We start from the raw sequence: 19,051 nt of genomic DNA on the forward strand, positions 1-19,051 counted from the left end.
TCCACTATTCCATACCTTCCAGCGCTTCCTGCAACAGGAGATAGACTTTCCCAACATCCGCCGTAATGAAGGCGTCTGACAGCAACTCGGAATGATCAACGGTGCCGGCTTCCGTCATGATTTCGCGAAACTCCGACACATACTGATCTGCAAACCGCCGAAAATCACCATTGTCGCGATAGCGCGCACGGATTTTATCGGCATCACGAGACTTCAGAATTTTCCGGGTAAAGATGCCCTTTTCACCCTTCCGATAGCGCCGCCATAACTCTTCGGACAGGCTGCTATCCATGATACGGTTCAAATCGATGGTCAGGGAGTTCAGGTTTTCCATGATAAACGCCGTGGATTTCATGAACTGCTCATTCCGGATTTTATTTTTCTTTTCCGCCAGACGGTCGGCTTCCTTCTTTGCCCGGGCTGCGGCGGTGGTCAGGCTCGTCGTCTGCTGTTCAATTTTCTGACCCGACAGTAATGCATCTTCCGCCGCCTTTTCCGCCGCCGTCTTGAAGGCCGCGCTTTCTTCCCTCAAGATTGCGGTGGAATGATTAAGGGTGCTTTCCACCAGCTTCACCGATTGAGCAAGCTTTTGATGTTGATTTTCAAACTGCTCCCCCAGTGCCCGCGCACTTTCATTGGCTTTACTGGTGAAGCGAATGAGATCTTCCGCCTGGCCATGGAACAACTCGGAAGCGCCGGAACCGGCTTCCTTCACCTGCAAACCAGCCTCCGATATTTTTGCGGTCACCCGGTCAAGGTCTTCATGGATATGACGGCGCGTGTCGTCAATTTCCATCTTGTGCTTTGCCAAGGCCTGGTCGGCATATTGAATGCCCTTGATCATCAGCTCGCTTGCCTTGGCCAGCTCAACCGAGCGCCGATGAAACCTCTCGCTCGCTTCGGACGCCTGATCTACGGACTGATCAAGCATGTAGGAACGCTCAGACAGGGTTTTCTCGACCGTCTCCACCTGTTCCGTCAACTGACGGGCAATATCGGCAAGAGCCAACGTTTCCTGTTGGAGAATTTCCTCCATAGCTTCAGCATGATCCTTCGCGCGAACAGAGATATCCGCGAGTTCCTCCATATGGACCTTTGCGGATCCGCTCGCCTCGTTGATATTCGCAAGGGAGGAACGCGTAACCTCGGCAAGCCGGCTCCCCTGGCTCTCGGCCTTACCGGCAGCCATATTCAACTGTTCGATATGATCGGACGCCTGATCACCCATCGCCCGCAATTCGGCCGACGCACGCTCCGCCGTTTTGGCAAGTTCGGCAGTTTGCGAATGCGCCGCCTCGCCGGATTGACGCGCCTGCAAGGTTGCCCGTTCCGCGGTGGCCATAAAGTCTTGATGATACCGTATGGTTTCTTCGATTGCGGCGGCGAGTTTTCCTTTTGAATGATCGGCGGACGCTCCCAACTCTTTTTGCTGCTTGCTCAAAGCCTCGCTCGCCGATGCGAGGGTGCGGGAGGCTTTATCGGCACTCACTTCAATTTCAGAGCCTTCCCGGCGTAATTCCTCTCCGGCCTCGCGCATCTTTCCTGTGACCGCATCGGATATCAGTTTCAAGTCTTCCGCCTGACGTTGCAGGCTGGTACCCACTTCCGTAATGCGGCTGTTTGTGTCCGTGCTAGCTTCAGCTAGCAGCATGACGTCTTTCTCGAGCCGCTCGCCAATCTTTCGCGACATTTCCAGAATCTGTTGAGAGGCTGATTCAAACACTGCAATTTGATTGCGGAGCTGCTCCTGAATGAGCGTCGTTCGCGCACCGGTGGTCTCGGAGGCTTCGTTCAGGCTCGCCGCATGGCTTGCAAGCTTCTCCCCGAGCTGATCCGCATTCCGCAAGGATTTCTCACCCGCTGCGTCCAGAAGCTGTTGCCCCTGGCGGAGGCTCTGATCAATCGCTTCAAGGCTTTGCCCCGTCGACCTCAGAATATCATCAAGTGCCGCCGTCTCGTCCTTCAGCTTCATACTGCTCAGCAGCATTCTCTCAGTCATCTCGCTGGTTTTGACGGTAAGGTCTTGCGTATTCTCGCGCAGCAGGTCAGCGGATTCCTTGGCGCCGGTCTCTGCCTCCTTCGCCGCCTGCAACAAGCCGCCTTCCCGGCTCTCCAACTGATCAAGCGCCTTATCTACTTCGGCAACGCTGTTCGCAAGGGTATTTCGAAGAGCATTGAGGCGCGTGACGCCTTCATCGCTCGCAATGCTCAAATCCGTCGTGCTTTGCAACAGGATATCGGCGGTCTTGGAAAGCTCGGTCGAGGAGTTGCGGGAAATCTCCGCGATTTCCTGGCCGCGTTCGCCCAGATGCGCTGTGCCGTCGTCCAGTTTTTGACGCAGCTGGCTTACAGCGTCTTCCATACTCCTGATCTGGTCGCCAAGGGCATCCTTGGCTTCCGCCGTCTTATCAAGAGTCTGCGATGCCGTTGCAAATATCTTCTCACTCGTATCGCCGAGGATTTTCGTAATGTCCTGCGATTTTTCGTCGGCGGTGCGAATGGCGGTCTCAAGCGCCGATATCTGCGCGGCTAATGCGCTTTGAACGGACTTGCTGCGTTCTTCGGTTTCACTCGCAGCATTCTGCAGACCGTCCGTCTGTAGTGATATGGCGTCATTTAGCCGGTTGCCCTGTTCGTTAATTTTATCGATCAGCGCATTGATCTGCTGTGCCCGGCTTTCAAGTTCATCCTTTATCCGGTCAGAGGTTTTAAGTAACCCGGCCGTTGCGGAATTGGCGGCAATCCCCTGCTTTTCCAAGTCACCAGAGGCACCTTCAATCCGAAGTGCCGCTTTTTCCGTTCCGTCCTGAACGGCTTTTGACTGTCGTTCGAGGGTTGCGGTTAGGCGCGCGACACGAATTTCCGCCTCGTTGCTTGGATAACCAAGGTTAGCCATCAACTGATCAAGCGCGTTGCCCTTCAGGCGAGCTTCCAGCCCTCGGTAAAAATAGCCGAGCAGCAGCCACAGAAAAGCAAGAGGGGCAAAAGCACCAAGAAACAGAATTCCCAGATCAAAAGGAACTATCTGAAGAATATCGGGCCAGCCGATTCTTGTATAGACATAGGACCCAACGGCAACAAGCCAGCCTAACGTTACCAGAACCCCGATACCAAACAACCAGGCAGCCCCGGATAAACCCTTATTTTCAGGCGCTTTTTGCGGCACAGCATTTGCTTTCGCGGCGGGCACGGACTCGCCGCTGCGAATTTGAACTTTCTGATGTTTTTGCAACATCACCCCTCTCCTACAATACTCTCAGGGAAGGGTTCCGCAAAAGCTTCGCTGCGTCAAGTTTTCTGATTAATTAGACGCCCCCCTTCAAACCGGAAATCCCTTCAAAAACGATTACTTGATAACACCTGCGCGCTGCAACTCATCGATGGTATCATCCGCAATCCCCCAGTCACGCATCGCCTCCACCGTATGCTCCCCCGGAAGGCATGGCGGGCTCTGTATTGCTGCCTCCGTCCGGCTGAACCGTGGGGCCGGAGCAGGCTGCACAATCCCGTCATATTCAACGAAGGTTTTCCGATGGGTATTGTGGGGGTGCTCCGTCGCTTCCATAATGGAGAGGACCGGCGCATAACAAACATCCGTACCCAGCATGACTTCATCCCATTCATCGCGGGTTTTCGTCTTGAAGACTTCCGTCAAACGCGCCTTGATCACCGGCCAGCTTTTCGGGTCCATCTGCGGCGGCAGATCTTCCTTATCCAGCCCTGTACGCTCTAACAGTTCCTGGTAAAATTTTTTCTCGATGGACCCAAGCGAGATATATTTCCCGTCCGATGTCTCATAGACGTCATAATAATGCGTACCGGTATCGAGAATATTCACGCCGCGTTCATCTTTCCAGTTGCCGGCAGCCATAAGCCCAAAGAACATCGTCATCAGGGAGGCGGCACCATCAACCATGGCCGTATCAACGACCTGCCCCTTACCTGATTTTTGCGCCTCGAGAATACCGCAGACGAGGCCGAGAGCAAGATAGAGCGCACCGCCGCCGAAATCACCAACCAGATTAAGCGGGGGAACCGGCGCTTCATCCTTACGGCCGATCGCATGAAGAACGCCTGAAAGCGCAATATAGTTGATATCATGGCCAGCCGCCTGCGCCATGGGCCCGTCCTGACCCCAGCCTGTCATCCGCCCATAGACCAGCTTCGGGTTTCGCTTGAGTGCCTCCTCCGGACCCAACCCCATACGCTCCATGACGCCGGGACGAAATCCCTCGATAAGGCCGTCCGCCTGTTCGATCAATTTAAGCACAACCTCGCGTCCTGCCTCGCTTTTCGTATCCACGGCGATAGACCGACGGCTCCGCATCAGGAGGCTGTTGCGGGAGCTTGGCATGCTGCCAAGACCGGGGTCCGACAGGCGATCAATGCGAACAATATCGGCACCCAGATCCGCGAGCAGCATGGCGCACATTGGCCCGGGCCCGATCCCGCCCATTTCAACAATTTTATATCCGGATAATGGTCCCATTATTTTTCCTTTTTAATTATTTTTGACCTTAAGCGATTTCAGCCAATTTAAACCGTTCCGGATCGCACTGTCATCCCTTAAAGTTGAAGCGCTATCGGAATACGCCGTAAATACTGGCATATCAACAAAGCAACGGCACATCCGCCTGCCATAAAGAAATAGGCGCCCGCCGAAAACTCTTCGTAAAGGTAGCCCGAGAAAAGAAGACCTCCCCCCATGATCAAGCCGAGGGATACAGCCGAATAAAGTCCTTGCGCACGGGCCGACATTTCAACCGGCACCTTTTCCACGATGAATTGCATCGCACCGAGATGAGCGGTCGCAAAGGTCACTCCATGAAGCATTTGGATGAAAATAAGGACAGGGACATCCGGCGAAAAGCCCATGACAACCCACCTTAGCAACCCGGCCGCACCTCCCAGCGCGATAAGCTGTATGGGATCAAATGACCTGAATAAATTGCGGGCCAACGCAAACAGGATAATTTCAACAATCACCCCCTCGGCCCAGAGAAAACCGATGGTGGCGTCGCTCAGCCCTTGCGTTTGCCAATGCAGCGTCCCCGCTGAATACAGAACGGCATAACTGCCCTGAATAAGGCCGGTTGCCAGTAGAAAAATCAGGAAAGGCGGATATTTCAGCAACCGCCTGAGACCCTTCTTACCCTGATCATTCCGTTTCACATGCACTTCCGGCAACAGCAGGCAGCAGAGGAACAAAAGCAGGAACGCCGCCGAAAGCATAATTGGAATGAAATCAGGCGACCGCCCGACCAGTACCTGGCCGCCAAAGAATGAGCCGGCAATAAAAGCAACCGAGCCCCACAGTCGAATGCGCGGATAGTCTATGTTGTGTGTACGCCCGAGGGTGAGAACCAGATTATCGCCAATGGCACTAAAGGACGAAATAAAAACACCAACCGAGAGAGCCACGGCGAAAATCTGCAAAAAGCCGTCAACGACGAAATAAAGCTGGAACAGGGCAAAAGAAAATCCAGACATGATCACCAGCGGAGCGCGGCGTCGGCCAAAGTAATCTGCAAGGGAGGCAATCATTGGCGTAAACAGGATTTTTGACCAGACCGGCGCGGAAAGCACAATGCCGATTTCTTCCGGCGTTAACCCCTTGAACGAAAGCCAGACCGGCCAAAAAGGGAGCTGAAACCCGACAATAAGGAAAAGCGCAACATAGAAGGGCGCGAGCCGCATCGACGTGAATAAATCTTTGGAAGGGAATGAAGGCACGTCATGCGTCTTTCAGCTATCGGGAACAGCTTATTCCTAGGTGAGGCGACCAGTTGTGTAAAGCAGCCATCTTTTTCAGGGATAATTATTTGCCTATCAGGGTATTCTCTGGCTTAATCGGCCCGTGAAAATTTGCAGGGATCCAAGCAAAGGGGCATGAGGGAAATGGGTAAAATCATCGGCGGAATTGTTGTCGGCCTTATCGTTATCATAGCCATCGTTGTAGGCGTCTTATATTTCAATCTGGATAAAGTGATCATCGCGGCGGTCGAGAAATACGGCTCGGAAGTCACGAAAACGGATGTTGTCCTGAGTGAAGTCGATCTGGATGTGACAAGTGGTAAGGGAACCCTCAAAGGTTTTAGCGTTGGTAATCCGGAAGGGTTCGAGGAAGATCATTCCATTAAATTCGACAGTGTTTCGGTCGAGGTCGATATTGCCGGCACAAATGATAAAATTGTCCATATACGTGAGATCCGGGTCGAAAACCCGTCGGTAATTTATGAGGTAAACCAGACGACTAACAACCTCGATACCATTCGAAACAATGTCGATGCCTTCATGAAGGAAAATGGGTTGTCGGGCGGAGAGAAGCCCGCTGAAAGTAGCGATGAGAGCGGGCCGAAGGTCATTATCGACAACATTTTCATTAATGGTGGTCAGGTCTTGGTCAAGGCGGATATGCTGGCTGGCCAAAAAATCGAGAGCAGACTTCCGAATATTCAGATGAGCAATATCGGCAAGGAGGAAGGCGGCGCAAGCCCCGGAGAGGTTGCCGCAAAAATCATTGACGCGCTGACCGGAAAAGCCATGAATGTGATCACCGACCTCGGGATTGGCAAGAATCTCGGATCATTGCTCGAAAATGCGGGCGATCTTGTAAACAAGACGGGCGTTGGAGAAGCTGCCGGCAAAGCCGGTGAAGCCGCAAAGGATGTGACAAAGGGGGCAACCGATGCGGTTGATGGCGCTGGCAAATCCATCAAAAAGCTGTTGGGTGATTAAGGTCGCGGTAGAGTAAGCAAAAGACAATGGAAAATGTAAATGAGAATATTGAGACCGTCTCGGTCTGGATAGACTTTGCCACCGATTTTGCTATCGAGTACGGATTTCAGATACTTGGGGCTGTTGTCTTTCTATTATTCGGCCTGCTCGTTGCCAACTGGATTGGAAATCGGCTGATCGGTCTGGCGCTGGCCAAGAATATCGATATCACCCTGTCCCAGTTTTTGGGAAGCGTCGCCAAGGCGATACTGATCATTCTCCTGATCATCATCACTCTTGGCAATTTCGGAGTGAGCATTGCTCCGCTTATCGCGCTTGCCGGTGCCGTTACTTTCGGTGTGACACTCGCCTTGCAGGGGCCAATATCCAACTTCGGAGCGGGTATTGCCATTATCCTGACCCGGCCATTCGTGATCGGCAACGTTATTACAGTTCAAGGGGTAAGCGGCGTGGTCGAGCGCATCTCCCTCGGCGTCACCTTCCTCACCGGCGAAGATGGCGAGCAAATTGCCGTTCCAAACAAGGAGATTGTCGGTCAGGTCATCGTCAATTCCATGGAAGTGCGGATTGTCGAGAGTAATTTCTGCATTTCCGCCGATGTCGACGCGGACAAGGTAATCAGGCTGGTACAGGAAGCTCTTGAAAAGATTGAAGAGAGAGACAAATCCCAAGCCCCGCAGGTCGGCATACAGGATTTCACCTATGGCGGCCTTGTCATCGGCACCCGCGTCTGGGTTCCCGGTCTTCAGTATTTCGAGGATCGCTATATCATTAATGCCGCAATCTATGGCGCCTTGCAGGACAATGGCATTGAACTGATGAAATTTGCGGGCACGAGCCTTGCCTTACCTAAATTGAACGAAGGGACCGGCCCCGCTACCCCTCCTCCAATTTTATGAAGACCGATTTGATATAAACTTCTCAAGAAAGCTAAAATTCCGATAACATTCATGCCCGTTCCCCGATAGAATAGGCAGTGACGGGAAAAGGGATCAACTCACATGAAATATGTAATCATTGCAGGCGCGGCTCTCATCCTCATGGGATGTGCAAAATTTTCGATCGATAACCCCAACCCCTACAGCGTCTATACTTACGGCAATTCAGATTGCTGCCAACCGGGCAACAGCCCGCGCCGATAATAATAACAAAGGATAACGCCATGTCTGAAATGAAGGTGATACATGCGTTTGATATGCAGCTTTCAGTTAAAACGCCGATTGCTGATCTCGGAAAAACTCCACTGGGCGGACGACTGATAGCCGAGGTTACAGGCGGCGATGTCACCGGCCCCATGCTCAATGGCCATATACAGGGCGGCGGCGCGGACTGGCTACTGCTACGCGACGACGGCGTTATGCAGCTGGATGTGCGGCTGACAATCGAGGCGGAAGACGGCGGGTTGATCTACACACGCTACGAAGGGCTTCGCCATGGGCCAAAAGAGGTTATGGAAAAAATGGCACGGGGAGAGGAAGTCGATCCCAGCCAGTTCTACTTTCGCATCTCGCCGCGTTTCGAAACCGCTTCCGAGCCGCATCTATGGCTGAACAGGCATCTCTTCGTCGGCACCGGAGCGCGCAACGCCCAAGGTCCGAAATACAGCGTCTTTAAAGTAGAGTAGGTAGACTATCCTCCCTATTCGCAGGACCCGTCCCAGGGAATGCTGATAAATACGGTCTTTCCATCTACGCCTGGGAAATCCTGAAATAACGCATCCAGCACCTCATCGAAGACACCGGTAAGTGTCGGGCATCGTCCAGCGGACTGCGCGCGCCCTTCATAAATCCGGATCGGATTGGCCGAGCCTGCGGTCTTCCCTTCGACAATATCAATTGCGATGAACCGGTTATATTCCACCCAGGTCTGAGTGTTGTAGGTTCGCCCGATTGAGCCGCCATAAAACGGCCCGCTGCCACCATATACACCAAGCCCAAGGCCCCCGAACACAGGGGAGGAACTGGTTGATGCGCGCGGTTCCGTCCCGTCGACACCATAGGAGACATAGGCGATATAATCCGGATCCGGCAGGTCCTCTCGCACAACCAAACCCACAAACCTGAGTTTATTGGCAATTTTCGGTCGGTAGTTCAGGAATTCAAGGCTCGATTCTTTTGCCTCCGGCTGCGCCCGGATCACAATAGTTTTGCCTTTGATACTGGAAAGTTCCGGCGTGAAAAAGGCGGTTACGTTTGCTTCTACCGTCGGCTTGGCGCAGGCCGCCAACAACAGGCCGGTGATAATTAGAAAGAAAACTCTCATAAACTCGCTCCAGCAGCTTCCTGATCGGAATAGTCTTATAATATTGTTCAATCAGCACCCTCAATCAATAAGAGGTTGACCAGATCGCGGACTTTTTATCTGATTTTCCGAAAACAGTGTTAACCATATCCAGCAATTATTTTTACTTTTCATCAAATTCTCGCTATAATTTAACCAGCGGTTTCTTTGAGATATTTGTCCGATCACATCGGTCAGGGCGAAAGGAAAATTGCAATAATCGCGTCGACTGCCTTAACCGACGAGAAAAAAACACAATCGGAAATCCATTATAACCGATTGGTAAATTTAATATTTAGGGGCACAGTAAAGGCGAATTCAAGATGAATGTTGATCTAATTGGCAAGCCTGCTTTCCTGACAGACATTAAATATGGCGATTTGTTCTACACGCAAATCGGTGAGCGGATTTATCCCTGTATCAAGACTTTTATGGTCAAGAATGATACGGAAATCATTGATTATGTTGTTTCCTTTATGCCATCGGAAAGAGACAGGTCTCAGCTTCCGCGATTGCTGGAAGAACGCAGCCTGACGGCGAAAACTGCGTATCGCGTCTCTGGCCCCGTTTTTCGTTCTCTCATCACCGAGAGCGCATTGTTAATGGACGTTGAATATTGGCCCAAGCCGGGCATCGTGATCGAAAGTTCGGACGCAACCTATCTTACGGTAAAAGCTGGCCCGATGCCGCACAAGCTGATGTATCTTAATGTCAGTACCGGCGAGTTGCTGGCCGCACCGCCGAAAGCCCCGTTCGTCTTTGTCATGGAGTGGAAAATCATCCTGCAGCAGGCTGGCGGTGATCAAACGCTCATCCGTTTCCCGATGGGAAGCCCGACATTGCTCAAAAAAACGGCGGCACAATAGTTCAAAGATTGCGGCTTACAGAGCGACGACGACACATCAACATCAAAGAACGGGCGAGGCAACAGCTTCGTCCGTTTTCATATTATGAAGTCATAGGCCAGTGAATGGTGGGCGTAACAAGATTCGAACTTGTGACCTCTGCGATGTCAACACAGCGCTCTAACCAACTGAGCTATACGCCCCTATGCGCGCATCATATGCGGCGGGAATTGGCGACTTATAATGTGCCGTGAAGGCCATTGCAAGCCCAATCTAGATTGGGCGGCGGATAAAGAAAAATCCAACCGCAATCAGGAAATGGCCCGGTCATCGAGAGCATTACGCACAGCCTCGACAAGGGAATTAAGATGAAACGGTTTTGAAAGGACTTTACTCACCCCGTCCACCGTATCCAGCGCCTCCATCGCGACGGCGGAAAACCCGGTGATAAAGATCACCGGAAGGACGGGCTCCACCTCTCTGGCATGACGGGCAAGCTCGATTCCATTCATTCCCGGCATCACGAGATCCGAAATCAGGATATCCACCTGACCGACCCCAAGTGCCGGAAGGGCATCCTCCCCATCACTAAAAGCAAGAACTTCATGCCCGGCATTTTCCAGGCTGCGCGCCAGAAAGGGACGCAAGTTATCATCATCTTCTGCGAGCAAAATACGCGCCATGGCAAAATCTACATAATTGTCATTCAAATACTAATCGGAATTAGACTATACTATTCAGGAACGGCTGGCAAAATGAGCGCGAATAAATTTAGTGGCAACATAGGTGAGCACCCCGATCATGGCGGTTTTTGCATCCCCCGTAAAGATTGAGTGGCCCTCGGAGTGGCGCATACCCTTCGTGTTTTCCTCCCCTCATAGTGGCCGGAACTATCCGAAAGAATTTATCGAAACCGCGAAGCTGGACTTCAAACGGCTCCGCCAGTCTGAGGATTTTTTGGTTGATGAGCTGTTTGCCTGCGCGCCCGATTATGGTGCGCCATTATTGTCTGCGGAGTTCCCGCGCGCTTATTGCGATGCCAACCGCGAAGCCTTCGAGCTTGACCCGCATATGTATAAGACGCCTCTGCCCGATTATGTCATGACGGCCAGCCCGCGCCTGACCAGCGGGATCGGCACCATCCCGAAAGTTGTCGGCGCCGGTCAGGAGATATATGGGGAAAAACTCGACTTTGAGGAAGCCCAACGGCGTATCAATGAATGCTATTTTCCATATCACCATGCCCTTCGGTTATTGCTTGAAGAGGGCCGGAAAAAATTCGGTTATGTCTATTTACTGGATTGCCATTCCATGCCCTCCGCCACCCTGTCTCGGAGCGGCTCGCTCCTTCGAATGACAGACAGAAGGCCGGATATCATACTTGGCAACAGATATGGCACTTCCTGCGGACCGCAGCTTTTTGAGGAGGTTTTCACACGGCTTGAAGAGCATGACTACCATGTCGGCCAAAATTCTCCTTACGCAGGTGGTTATATAACGGCTCACTATGGAAATCCGGAAAAAAATATACATGCCCTGCAGATCGAGATTAACCGGGCACTCTATATGGACCAAAAGAGCCTGCAGCCCAATGAAGGCTTTGACATTCTCAAAAAGGCAATCGCCGGGTTCGTGCGCGACATGAGTTCTGGCTATAGCTCATTACTGACGGCCTAACATAAATGAGAGATTTGGCCGCATGATAGTAAGACCCTCTATCGCAGATGATATTGCCTCCATTACGGATATCTATGCGGCAAGTGTTTTGACAGGCTTTGGCACTTTCGAGATCGTGCCGCCTGACGTGACAGAGATGACAGCCCGCAGAAATGCCATCCTTGAGCAGCAACTCCCCTATCTGGTCGCAGAGCAAACCGGAGACGTGGTCGGTTTCGCTTATGCTGGCGCCTATCGCCCGCGGCCCGCCTATTATAATACAGTGGAAAATTCTATTTATGTCCGGGAGGATGCTAGAGGAAAAGGCGTCGGAAAAGCTCTCCTCTCCGTCCTAATTGATGAATGCCGGAAGGCGGACAAAAAGCAGATGATCGCTGTCATCGGAGACTCCGGCAATCGGGGATCCATCAAGCTGCATCAAAGCTTCGGCTTTCGCCTCGTCGGCATCCTGGAATCGGTCGGCCATAAGCATAATCAATGGCTTGATACGGTGATTATGCAAAAAAACCTGACGGAAGATTAAAACTGGCGCGCTATTTGCTCCTCTTTGGGCAGGAGGATGTAAATGCGTATATTAACCTGGTCACTTGCTTTTATTCTGATTGCCTTGCCGATGTCTGTTTCCAATGCAGCGAGCGTCATTGCAAAAGCCCCGCAACACGCAGAAACCTGCGGCAAAGCGGTGGCGGCTGCTGAACAGGAATACCGCTTGCCGAAGCGGCTCCTGACGGCTGTATCGCTGACCGAGAGCGGTCACTGGCACAAGGAGAAGCAGGAAATGATTGCCTGGCCCTGGACCGTTTATGCCGAGGGACGGGGGAGATACCTGCCCAGCAAGGAAGACGCCATTAAGGAAGTGAAGACGCTTAAGGCAAAAGGCGTCAAGAATATTGACGTCGGCTGCATGCAGGTCAATCTCCATTATCACCCGGAAGCCTTTGAGGATCTGGAGGCTGCCCTCGATCCCAAACAGAATACACAATATGCCGCGAAACTCCTGAAAAGCCTCAGAGAGGAAAGTCGCTCCTGGAACATTGCGATCGCCCATTATCACTCCCGCACGCAGAAATTTAATGTTCCCTATCGCAAGAAAGTCCTGAGAATCTGGCAGAATGAGCGCCGCAAGGATACCGAAACACGAATGGCCGCTACGCGGGAAGCTTACAAACTCAAGCGGGAGCAACTTGCCGAACGGATCAAGGAAGCGAGCCAGCGCCGTTTCACGAAGGAAAATCAGCAGAAGCTGGCGATGAGCCCGCCATCCTGATTAAAACTTATTGCGCGCCTTCCCAGCTGCGCAAGGCCTCTTTCCGCTCCAACCCCCAACGATATCCATGCAGCTTACCGTCAGTACCGATAACCCGGTGGCATGGAACGATCAGGGAAACTGGATTTGTCGCACAGGCACGCCCCACAGCGCGGGCTGATTTCGGCGCACCCATGCCTTCGGCCAACTCCCGATATGTCTTCGTTTTACCTGGCCCAATCTGCAGCAAGGCTTGCCACACACGCCGCTGAAAGGCGGTACCATACATATCAAGTGGAATTTCCGGCAGGACCGTGGAAGATTCTTGCAAAAACCCCACAATCACCTTTGTCCAGTCCGCGAGCAGGCCAACATCAGCCGCGATCTCAGCCTGAGGAAACTCCCGCGCGAGCTCATCAACCAGTGCTTCCTTATCGTCTCCAAAATAGATAGCGCAGACGCCATGGCGCGTCCCGGCAACCAACATCAACCCGAGAAAACAATCCGCAAAGGCATAGGCTATCTCCGCCCCTGCCCCGCCCTTTGCATAGGACGCTGGCGTCATGCCGAGGCGGGCATGAGCCTTTTCATAAAGCCGGGAGGAGGATCCGAATCCGGCACCATAGGCCGCCTCCGACACCGTTTCGCCGGCCTTCACATTTTCCTTGAAGGCAATCGTCCGGCGATTGTCATAATAATCCATCGGAGAAATACCGAGGATCTTTTTGAAACTGCGGGAGAGATGATCCTCGCTGTATCCGGTTTCGCTCGCCAGCCATCGAAGGCTGAGTTTCTCATCCGCTTTCTCTGTTATATGCCGCTCGATCAACTGACAAATCTGGCGGGCCAGCGACAGCCCCGGATCGGCAATTTTCACCAAATCCGGACGACAGCGGCGGCAGGCACGAAATCCATCAGCTTCAGCCAGTTCCGGTAAATCAAAAAACCGTACATTTTCCGGCTTGGGGTTGCGCGCCGGGCAGGAAGGACGACAGTAAATCCCCGTCGTCTTGACCCCATAAACAAACTTGCCGTCTTCGGCCTTATCGCGGGTCAGGATTGCGTTCAGTCTTGAATCATTCGTCATTTTCTTGGTCCATCTCAATTACATTGAGAGGTAATCTAAGCAACTCATCAAATACCGACTATCCGATTTCCGAGATTATATCGCCGCCCTGCTTGGTAAGATCAGGTGGCAGTCTCCTCAAGCTTGGGGTCCGGCTCCGTCTCTTCTTTATCGGGATTTTTCCGACGAATAATAATATCACCATTCTCATTCATTTCCGGAGCCTCATACTGCGGGATAGACGCAATAAAGGCCCCAAGAGCATCCATGAGCTTGGTTATGCCCTGAAGCGCAAGATTCTCTGGGTCATCCTTTTTATCATCCGCCAGAGCGGGCGGCGCGAGCGCGATAAAAACTGTAACCGCAGAAGTCAAAATGACCCGTTTCATAGCAAATCCCTCCAGCGAATTAATGTGCCTTATTTCCTCTATGTAAGAAATTCTGTGGCAAATACACTGCTTTTTCATAATATAGCCTCTATGTGGCGCATTGGAAACATGAGGCGAAAGTCCAACTATGTTTGATCTTGTCATCATGGTGGACTGGTCCGCGGCCGCCTCACCAGGACCCGCAAAGCCATCGCCGGATAGATGCTGGCTTGCCTGGTCCGTCGGAGGCGTTCTCTCTAATGCGGAGTATTTTCGCACCCGCGCCACCTGCATGACGCGCATTCATGAATTGCTCGTAAATAATGACGGTTCCGCCTGCGTCGGGTTCGATTTCCCCTTCGGGTACCCCGCCGGAAGCGGCCTTGGCGGTGGGCGTTCGGCCTCCGCATATATCGCACAGCACCTGACCTCCGACGAACTGGACAAGAACAACCGCTTCGACGTGGCTTCCCGACTGAATGAGCAGATATCGGACGGCGCAGGACCCTTCTGGGGATGCCCGTCAACCGCAGAAACAGCCTATCTTACCGCCAAGAAGCCCGCGTTCGTCCATACAGAATTCACGGAGTGGCGCACTGTCGAAAAATTCCTTCGGGAGCAAAGAAAGGAGCATTCAATCTCCACAGTCTGGAAGCTATATACAACCGGGTCGGTCGGTAGCCAGTCCCTCACCGGCCTGAAAGAATTGAATGATCTCGCACGCCAGCCTGACATAGCGCATCGCGTCAAATTCTGGCCGTTTGAAACAAACTGGGAAGCGGATCTGGACGGGATCATCCTCACGGAAATCTGGCCAAGCCTGAATAGCCATGCGTCCTATGACCATCCGATAAAAGATGCGCGTCAGGTTCTGGCCTGCCGAGACTGGCTATTGGAAAAAATCGCTGCAGGGGACGTGCAGGAAGCTTTTGCAGCACCTAAATGGCTGTCGCCGTCACGGGAGAGGAAATGCCGGAACGAAGAGGGATGGATTTTAGGCGTCCGGTAGGAATTCTTGAAGCAAATCGGCCTTGGTGCGCTTAAAACCAGAGGCGATCCAGCTCTGCTCCATCTTTTGCAGAAGTTGCCCCAGCCTCTTCCCCTCTCCTACGCCAAGTTTCAGGAGATCACCGCCCGTGACCGGAAACGGCGGCGCGGTCCATCGCTTAGCTTCCTCCAGATAGATATCCAGCTTGACCTCCGGGCCGAGCGCCGCCCATAGCAGCAGGGTCTGGTCTACAAAGCCAGCCTTCCCGAGTTTATAGAGAAGCGTCCGGCAGGCGGATATGGGCATATCAGCTCCTACCTCTTTCCCGCACATCGTTGCAAGCCGTTCTTTTTGCTTGTTAGAGAAACGGAGTTTTCCTGCAAGAAACAATACTCTATCCTTGTCGCCGTCCAAAAGCGCCGCGAACCGCAAAAGCGCATCACTTGGAGCGCCCAGAGATAAGAGAGAATTCAAGCGAGACAAATCGGCCGGTCCACCAAGGAGGACCGTAAGGACCCCGGTTTCGCTCATAAGGCCAAGAGCAGGACCCGGATTATCCGTACCGAGCAGAAGTAACAACTCTTTCTGCACCCGCTCTGCCGACAACTGATCCAGCTGACCCGCCGCCTTCGCGCAGGCATGCAATGCATGCTCATCGGGGTTATTCTCACCGAAGCGGGCATAGAAGCGGAAATAGCGCAAAACACGCAAATAGTCTTCACGGATGCGGTCGTCTGCATTTCCTATAAAGCGGACATGACCGGCGGCGAGATCGGCAAGGCCACCGACCGGATCAACCAATTCACCTTCGGGATCGAGGTAAAGGGCATTAAAGGTAAAATCCCGCCGCTCTGCATCACGCTCCCAGTCCTGGGTGAAGGCAATATCGGCATGACGCCCATGACCGACCAGATCAACCCGCAAGGTCGTAATCTCGAAATGCCGCTTGTTCAGCACAGCTGTGATGGTGCCATGATCAAGCCCTGTGGGAAGCGCCGTGATACCAGCCCGCTCCAGCCCTTGCATTACCGCACCGGGCAGCAGATTCGTTGCGATATCGATATCTTCTGTCGCCAGATCCAGCAGCGCATCGCGTACGCAGCCTCCGACGAAACGGGCGGCGCCCCCTTCATTCCTTAATGCATTGATGATGGCCTGGGTTTCCGGCCAACGCCGCCAGGCAGGAGGGTGCGTGAGAAGATCTGTGAGCCGATGCTGCTCTGGCATCGCGCCGTCACTCTTTCTTTTCGGCAGGCAGAATCTGCGAATCGATTATTCGACCATCTTCAAATCTGGGCGGTACGTAGACAGTCCCCTCGCTTGGTTCCCCAGTCACCAGCCCCAGCCCAATCAGGCTAGCCGCCATCAGCAACAGCCCACTTATCGTCGAGATGGCGAGGGACGTTTTACCCCATTTTTTGTCTCCGCCCGCACGCGCGTTGAAATACAGGTAAACGCCATAAACGACGAAAGGAAGAATGAGAGGAATAATATGGAAAAGTATAGATCTGATCATTTCAACATTATCCGTTCCGATAAATCCTTAATCATGCCAGCCGTGGCGCCCCAGATATAATACTCACCGAACGGAATTGCATACCAGAACCTTTCCACGCCATTGCGGAACCCGCTATGTTTTTTGCGGTTCGCCTGATCAAGAAGGAAGTCGAGCGGGACTTCGAAAATTTCCGACACCTCACCGGCCTCCGGCCGCAAATCGAATGCGGGTTCAACAAGCCCGACAACCGGCGTCACAGAGTATTGGGTCACGGTGACATATGTCGTCAAAGATCCGATAACCTCTACTAAGTCCGGATCGAGCGAAATCTCTTCCTGGGACTCGCGCAGCGCTGTTGCAACAGCATTTTCGTCGCCCTCGTCCGCCCGTCCGCCGGGAAAGCTGATCTGGCCTGCATGCTTGGAAAGATGCGTTGCACGGCGGGTCAGAATAACAGTTGGACCGTCCTTCCGAAGGACAATAGGGACGAGAACCGCAGCCGGAACAAACGGCAGATCAACATCCGGGGCGCTCGCCGGGTTCAGATCATGATCCCCGCGCATTTTGTCCATTAGAGTCAGCGCGGGCGACAATGCCGTTGGCACAGGCTCCAGCGATTGCCTTAAAACTTCAGTCAGCTCCTGCTTCTTACTTATCAAAAATGTCATTCACTAATCCGAGTTCAAAAAACTGTCCGCTACTCCAAAATCCGAAACGGGCCTCATCCTCTATATTTTCTTCTCCGGCAAGATTTACAAGATCGTAGAAAACCGGCCGGTTGATCAGCGCCTCCAGATTTGCCCGAACACGGACATAAGGGGACGGTTCTTTCGTTTCCGGATCAATTTCCAGGCGAAACGGATGCTCTTCATCCATGATCACGAAATCGTCAACATTAGTGCGGAAGCTGATTACTCTCTCCCGCCCTTCCCCTTCAACAAACATCTCGACAGCAACAAACGGGGCATCATCAACGGTGATTCCGATCTTCTCTATCGGCGTCACAAGATAGTATTTTTCGTCATCATCAAGCCTGATAACCCCGGAAAACAGCTTTACCAGCGGTTTCCGGCCGATGGGTGATCCGAGATAGAACCAGGTCCCATCGCGGGCAATCCGCATATCGAGATCACCGCAAAAATCGGGATTCCACAGATGAACCGGCGGGTGCTTTTGCCCTTCAATCTGTTTGATAATGGCCCCGAGGCCGTCTTTTGTCTCCATAGTTGTCATAATTTTGGCCTTAAACGCTCATTTTTTGATACTATATTTAGGTTAGTCCTCGCTGGCTACCAAATCGCCAGTTCAGATTACTCATTTTTCACAGATGATGACAGGCTCACATGAACACAACTGGCAACACCGAACGGGAAATAGTCGAAAGAGTAGACAGCCTATCTGAAAAGTTCTCCGACCTTAAATCCGGTATAGGCGAGTTCATTTTCGGTCAGGATCAGGTGGTCGAGCTTACATTAATCACCCTCCTTGCCCGCGGGCACGCTTTATTGATTGGCGTTCCGGGCCTTGCCAAAACCCGTCTTGTCGAGACATTAGGCGGCGTGCTCGGTCTGGATGACAAACGCGTCCAGTTTACCCCAGACCTGATGCCCGCCGATATACTGGGCTCGGAAATTCTCGAAACAGCTGAGGACGGCAGCCGCCATTTCAAATTTCTGAAAGGGCCTATATTCGGTCAAATACTAATGGCGGACGAGATTAACCGCGCCAGCCCTCGCACCCAGTCCGCCCTGCTTCAGGCGATGCAGGAAGAGATGGTCACGATCGCTGGACAGACCTATCCCCTTCCGCAGCCGTTCCATGTGCTTGCCACGCAAAACCCGATTGAGCAGGAAGGAACCTATCCCCTGCCCGAGGCGCAGCTCGACCGTTTCCTGATGCAAATCAATGTCGGCTATCCGGACCGGGAGACTGAACGGCGCATCCTCCTTGAAACCACTGTCAATGAAGAGGCGGCCCCAGTTCAGATTCTCTCCCCTGCGGAGTTGATGGAGGCGCAGCATCTGGTTCGCGAAATGCCGGTGAGCGATTCCGTCATCGATGCCATATTAAAACTGGTGCGCGAGGGACGCCCCGGCGAGAGCGAAAACGAACTGATCAACAAATATGTATCCTGGGGGCCTGGGCCGAGGGCCAGTCAGGCGCTTATTCTGGCGGTACGCGCGCGGGCTTTGCTTGAAAAAAGATTGAGCCCGTCGATTGATGATGTTGTTGCGCTCGCCAAGCCGGTGCTGCGTCACCGGATGGCGCTTTCCTATGCGGCCCGAGCGGAGAATATAACGATGGAGGATATCATCGACTCGCTTACGGTTCCGCTGGAGTAAAAC

At 52.8% G+C, this 19,051-nt stretch carries 20 protein-coding genes and 1 tRNA gene; 9 read left to right on the plus strand and 12 right to left on the minus strand.

The window, feature by feature from the left end; genetic code table 11:
* Positions 1-4 precede the first annotated feature (4 nt).
* The 3 genes from P1U71_RS02800 to P1U71_RS02810 all read right to left on the minus strand — a co-directional run bounded on the left by P1U71_RS02800 (position 5) and on the right by P1U71_RS02810 (position 5,697).
* Positions 5-3,235 (minus strand): hypothetical protein, encoded by a 3,231-nt coding sequence (locus P1U71_RS02800; RefSeq protein ID WP_301104029.1) that lies wholly within the window; start codon positions 3,233-3,235, stop codon positions 5-7.
* A 111-nt stretch (positions 3,236-3,346) separates the two neighbouring features.
* Complete coding sequence (locus tag P1U71_RS02805) at positions 3,347-4,489, minus strand: CaiB/BaiF CoA-transferase family protein (protein ID WP_301104030.1); 1,143 nt, start codon at positions 4,487-4,489, stop codon at positions 3,347-3,349.
* A gap of 77 nt (positions 4,490-4,566) precedes the next feature.
* A complete protein-coding gene (locus P1U71_RS02810) occupies positions 4,567-5,697 on the minus strand; it encodes an MFS transporter (protein ID WP_301104031.1) in 1,131 nt (376 codons plus the stop codon).
* A 201-nt stretch (positions 5,698-5,898) separates the two neighbouring features.
* Between P1U71_RS02810 and P1U71_RS02815 the strand changes: the two genes are divergently transcribed.
* The 3 genes from P1U71_RS02815 to P1U71_RS02825 all read left to right on the plus strand — a co-directional run bounded on the left by P1U71_RS02815 (position 5,899) and on the right by P1U71_RS02825 (position 8,362).
* Entirely contained in the window at positions 5,899-6,738 is an 840-nt protein-coding gene (locus P1U71_RS02815) for a hypothetical protein (protein ID WP_301104032.1), read from the plus strand.
* Positions 6,739-6,764: 26 nt separating this feature from the next.
* The gene (locus P1U71_RS02820; protein ID WP_301104033.1) at positions 6,765-7,637 is read left to right on the plus strand and encodes a mechanosensitive ion channel family protein; all 873 of its coding nucleotides are present in this window, start codon (positions 6,765-6,767) and stop codon (positions 7,635-7,637) included.
* A 263-nt stretch (positions 7,638-7,900) separates the two neighbouring features.
* Positions 7,901-8,362, plus strand: coding sequence for a DUF3237 domain-containing protein (locus tag P1U71_RS02825; protein ID WP_301104034.1), 462 nt, complete (start codon positions 7,901-7,903; stop codon positions 8,360-8,362).
* A gap of 14 nt (positions 8,363-8,376) precedes the next feature.
* Here the strand turns inward: P1U71_RS02825 and P1U71_RS02830 are convergent, their stop codons facing one another.
* Positions 8,377-9,000 (minus strand): hypothetical protein, encoded by a 624-nt coding sequence (locus P1U71_RS02830; RefSeq protein WP_301104035.1) that lies wholly within the window; start codon positions 8,998-9,000, stop codon positions 8,377-8,379.
* Between the two features lie 341 nt (positions 9,001-9,341).
* Here P1U71_RS02830 and P1U71_RS02835 point away from each other — a divergent pair, with 341 nt between their 5' ends.
* A complete protein-coding gene (locus P1U71_RS02835) occupies positions 9,342-9,884 on the plus strand; it encodes a hypothetical protein (protein WP_301104036.1) in 543 nt (180 codons plus the stop codon).
* 105 nt (positions 9,885-9,989) lie between these two features.
* Here the strand turns inward: P1U71_RS02835 and P1U71_RS02840 are convergent.
* Both P1U71_RS02840 and P1U71_RS02845 read right to left on the minus strand, forming a co-directional pair.
* Positions 9,990-10,066, minus strand: a tRNA-Val gene (locus P1U71_RS02840).
* Between the two features lie 108 nt (positions 10,067-10,174).
* Entirely contained in the window at positions 10,175-10,546 is a 372-nt protein-coding gene (locus P1U71_RS02845; RefSeq protein ID WP_301104037.1) for a response regulator, read from the minus strand.
* Positions 10,547-10,664: 118 nt separating this feature from the next.
* Here P1U71_RS02845 and P1U71_RS02850 point away from each other — a divergent pair, with 118 nt between their 5' ends.
* The 3 genes from P1U71_RS02850 to P1U71_RS02860 are packed head-to-tail and all read left to right on the plus strand — an operon-like array spanning position 10,665 to position 12,807.
* Positions 10,665-11,540 carry an N-formylglutamate amidohydrolase gene (locus P1U71_RS02850; RefSeq protein WP_301104038.1) on the plus strand — a complete coding sequence of 292 codons (876 nt, stop codon included), beginning with the start codon at positions 10,665-10,667 and terminating at the stop codon, positions 11,538-11,540.
* Positions 11,541-11,562: 22 nt separating this feature from the next.
* Complete coding sequence (locus P1U71_RS02855; protein ID WP_301104039.1) at positions 11,563-12,063, plus strand: GNAT family N-acetyltransferase; 501 nt, start codon at positions 11,563-11,565, stop codon at positions 12,061-12,063.
* Between the two features lie 42 nt (positions 12,064-12,105).
* Entirely contained in the window at positions 12,106-12,807 is a 702-nt protein-coding gene (locus tag P1U71_RS02860; RefSeq protein ID WP_301104040.1) for a transglycosylase SLT domain-containing protein, read from the plus strand.
* Between the two features lie 7 nt (positions 12,808-12,814).
* Here the strand turns inward: P1U71_RS02860 and P1U71_RS02865 are convergent, their stop codons facing one another.
* Positions 12,815-13,873 carry a bifunctional transcriptional activator/DNA repair enzyme AdaA gene (locus P1U71_RS02865; protein ID WP_301104041.1) on the minus strand — a complete coding sequence of 353 codons (1,059 nt, stop codon included), beginning with the start codon at positions 13,871-13,873 and terminating at the stop codon, positions 12,815-12,817.
* A gap of 101 nt (positions 13,874-13,974) precedes the next feature.
* Positions 13,975-14,241, minus strand: coding sequence for a hypothetical protein (locus P1U71_RS02870; protein ID WP_301104042.1), 267 nt, complete (start codon positions 14,239-14,241; stop codon positions 13,975-13,977).
* Positions 14,242-14,368: 127 nt separating this feature from the next.
* On the opposite strand from P1U71_RS02870, the gene P1U71_RS02875 reads away from it, so the two are divergent.
* Positions 14,369-15,229 carry a hypothetical protein gene (locus P1U71_RS02875; RefSeq protein WP_301104043.1) on the plus strand — a complete coding sequence of 287 codons (861 nt, stop codon included), beginning with the start codon at positions 14,369-14,371 and terminating at the stop codon, positions 15,227-15,229.
* Here the strand turns inward: P1U71_RS02875 and P1U71_RS02880 are convergent.
* From P1U71_RS02880 to P1U71_RS02895, 4 genes are read right to left on the minus strand one after another with little or no spacing between them, the layout of a single operon-like run.
* Positions 15,215-16,435 carry a CCA tRNA nucleotidyltransferase gene (locus tag P1U71_RS02880; protein ID WP_301104044.1) on the minus strand — a complete coding sequence of 407 codons (1,221 nt, stop codon included), beginning with the start codon at positions 16,433-16,435 and terminating at the stop codon, positions 15,215-15,217. The genes P1U71_RS02875 and P1U71_RS02880 overlap by 15 nt on opposite strands.
* A gap of 7 nt (positions 16,436-16,442) precedes the next feature.
* The gene (locus P1U71_RS02885) at positions 16,443-16,724 is read right to left on the minus strand and encodes a DUF6111 family protein (RefSeq protein ID WP_301104045.1); all 282 of its coding nucleotides are present in this window, start codon (positions 16,722-16,724) and stop codon (positions 16,443-16,445) included.
* Positions 16,721-17,374 (minus strand): CoA pyrophosphatase, encoded by a 654-nt coding sequence (locus P1U71_RS02890; RefSeq protein WP_301104046.1) that lies wholly within the window; start codon positions 17,372-17,374, stop codon positions 16,721-16,723. Before P1U71_RS02890 ends, P1U71_RS02885 begins: the two co-directional genes overlap by 4 nt.
* Positions 17,355-17,930 (minus strand): DUF1285 domain-containing protein, encoded by a 576-nt coding sequence (locus tag P1U71_RS02895; protein ID WP_367281106.1) that lies wholly within the window; start codon positions 17,928-17,930, stop codon positions 17,355-17,357. The genes P1U71_RS02890 and P1U71_RS02895 overlap by 20 nt, the downstream gene beginning before the upstream one ends.
* Before the next feature lie 119 nt (positions 17,931-18,049).
* Between P1U71_RS02895 and P1U71_RS02900 the strand changes: the two genes are divergently transcribed.
* The gene (locus tag P1U71_RS02900; RefSeq protein WP_301104048.1) at positions 18,050-19,048 is read left to right on the plus strand and encodes a MoxR family ATPase; all 999 of its coding nucleotides are present in this window, start codon (positions 18,050-18,052) and stop codon (positions 19,046-19,048) included.
* Positions 19,049-19,051: the final 3 nt, after the last annotated feature.

It is taken from the genome of Sneathiella sp., from assembly GCF_029233945.1.
Classification (GTDB): domain Bacteria; phylum Pseudomonadota; class Alphaproteobacteria; order Sneathiellales; family Sneathiellaceae; genus Sneathiella.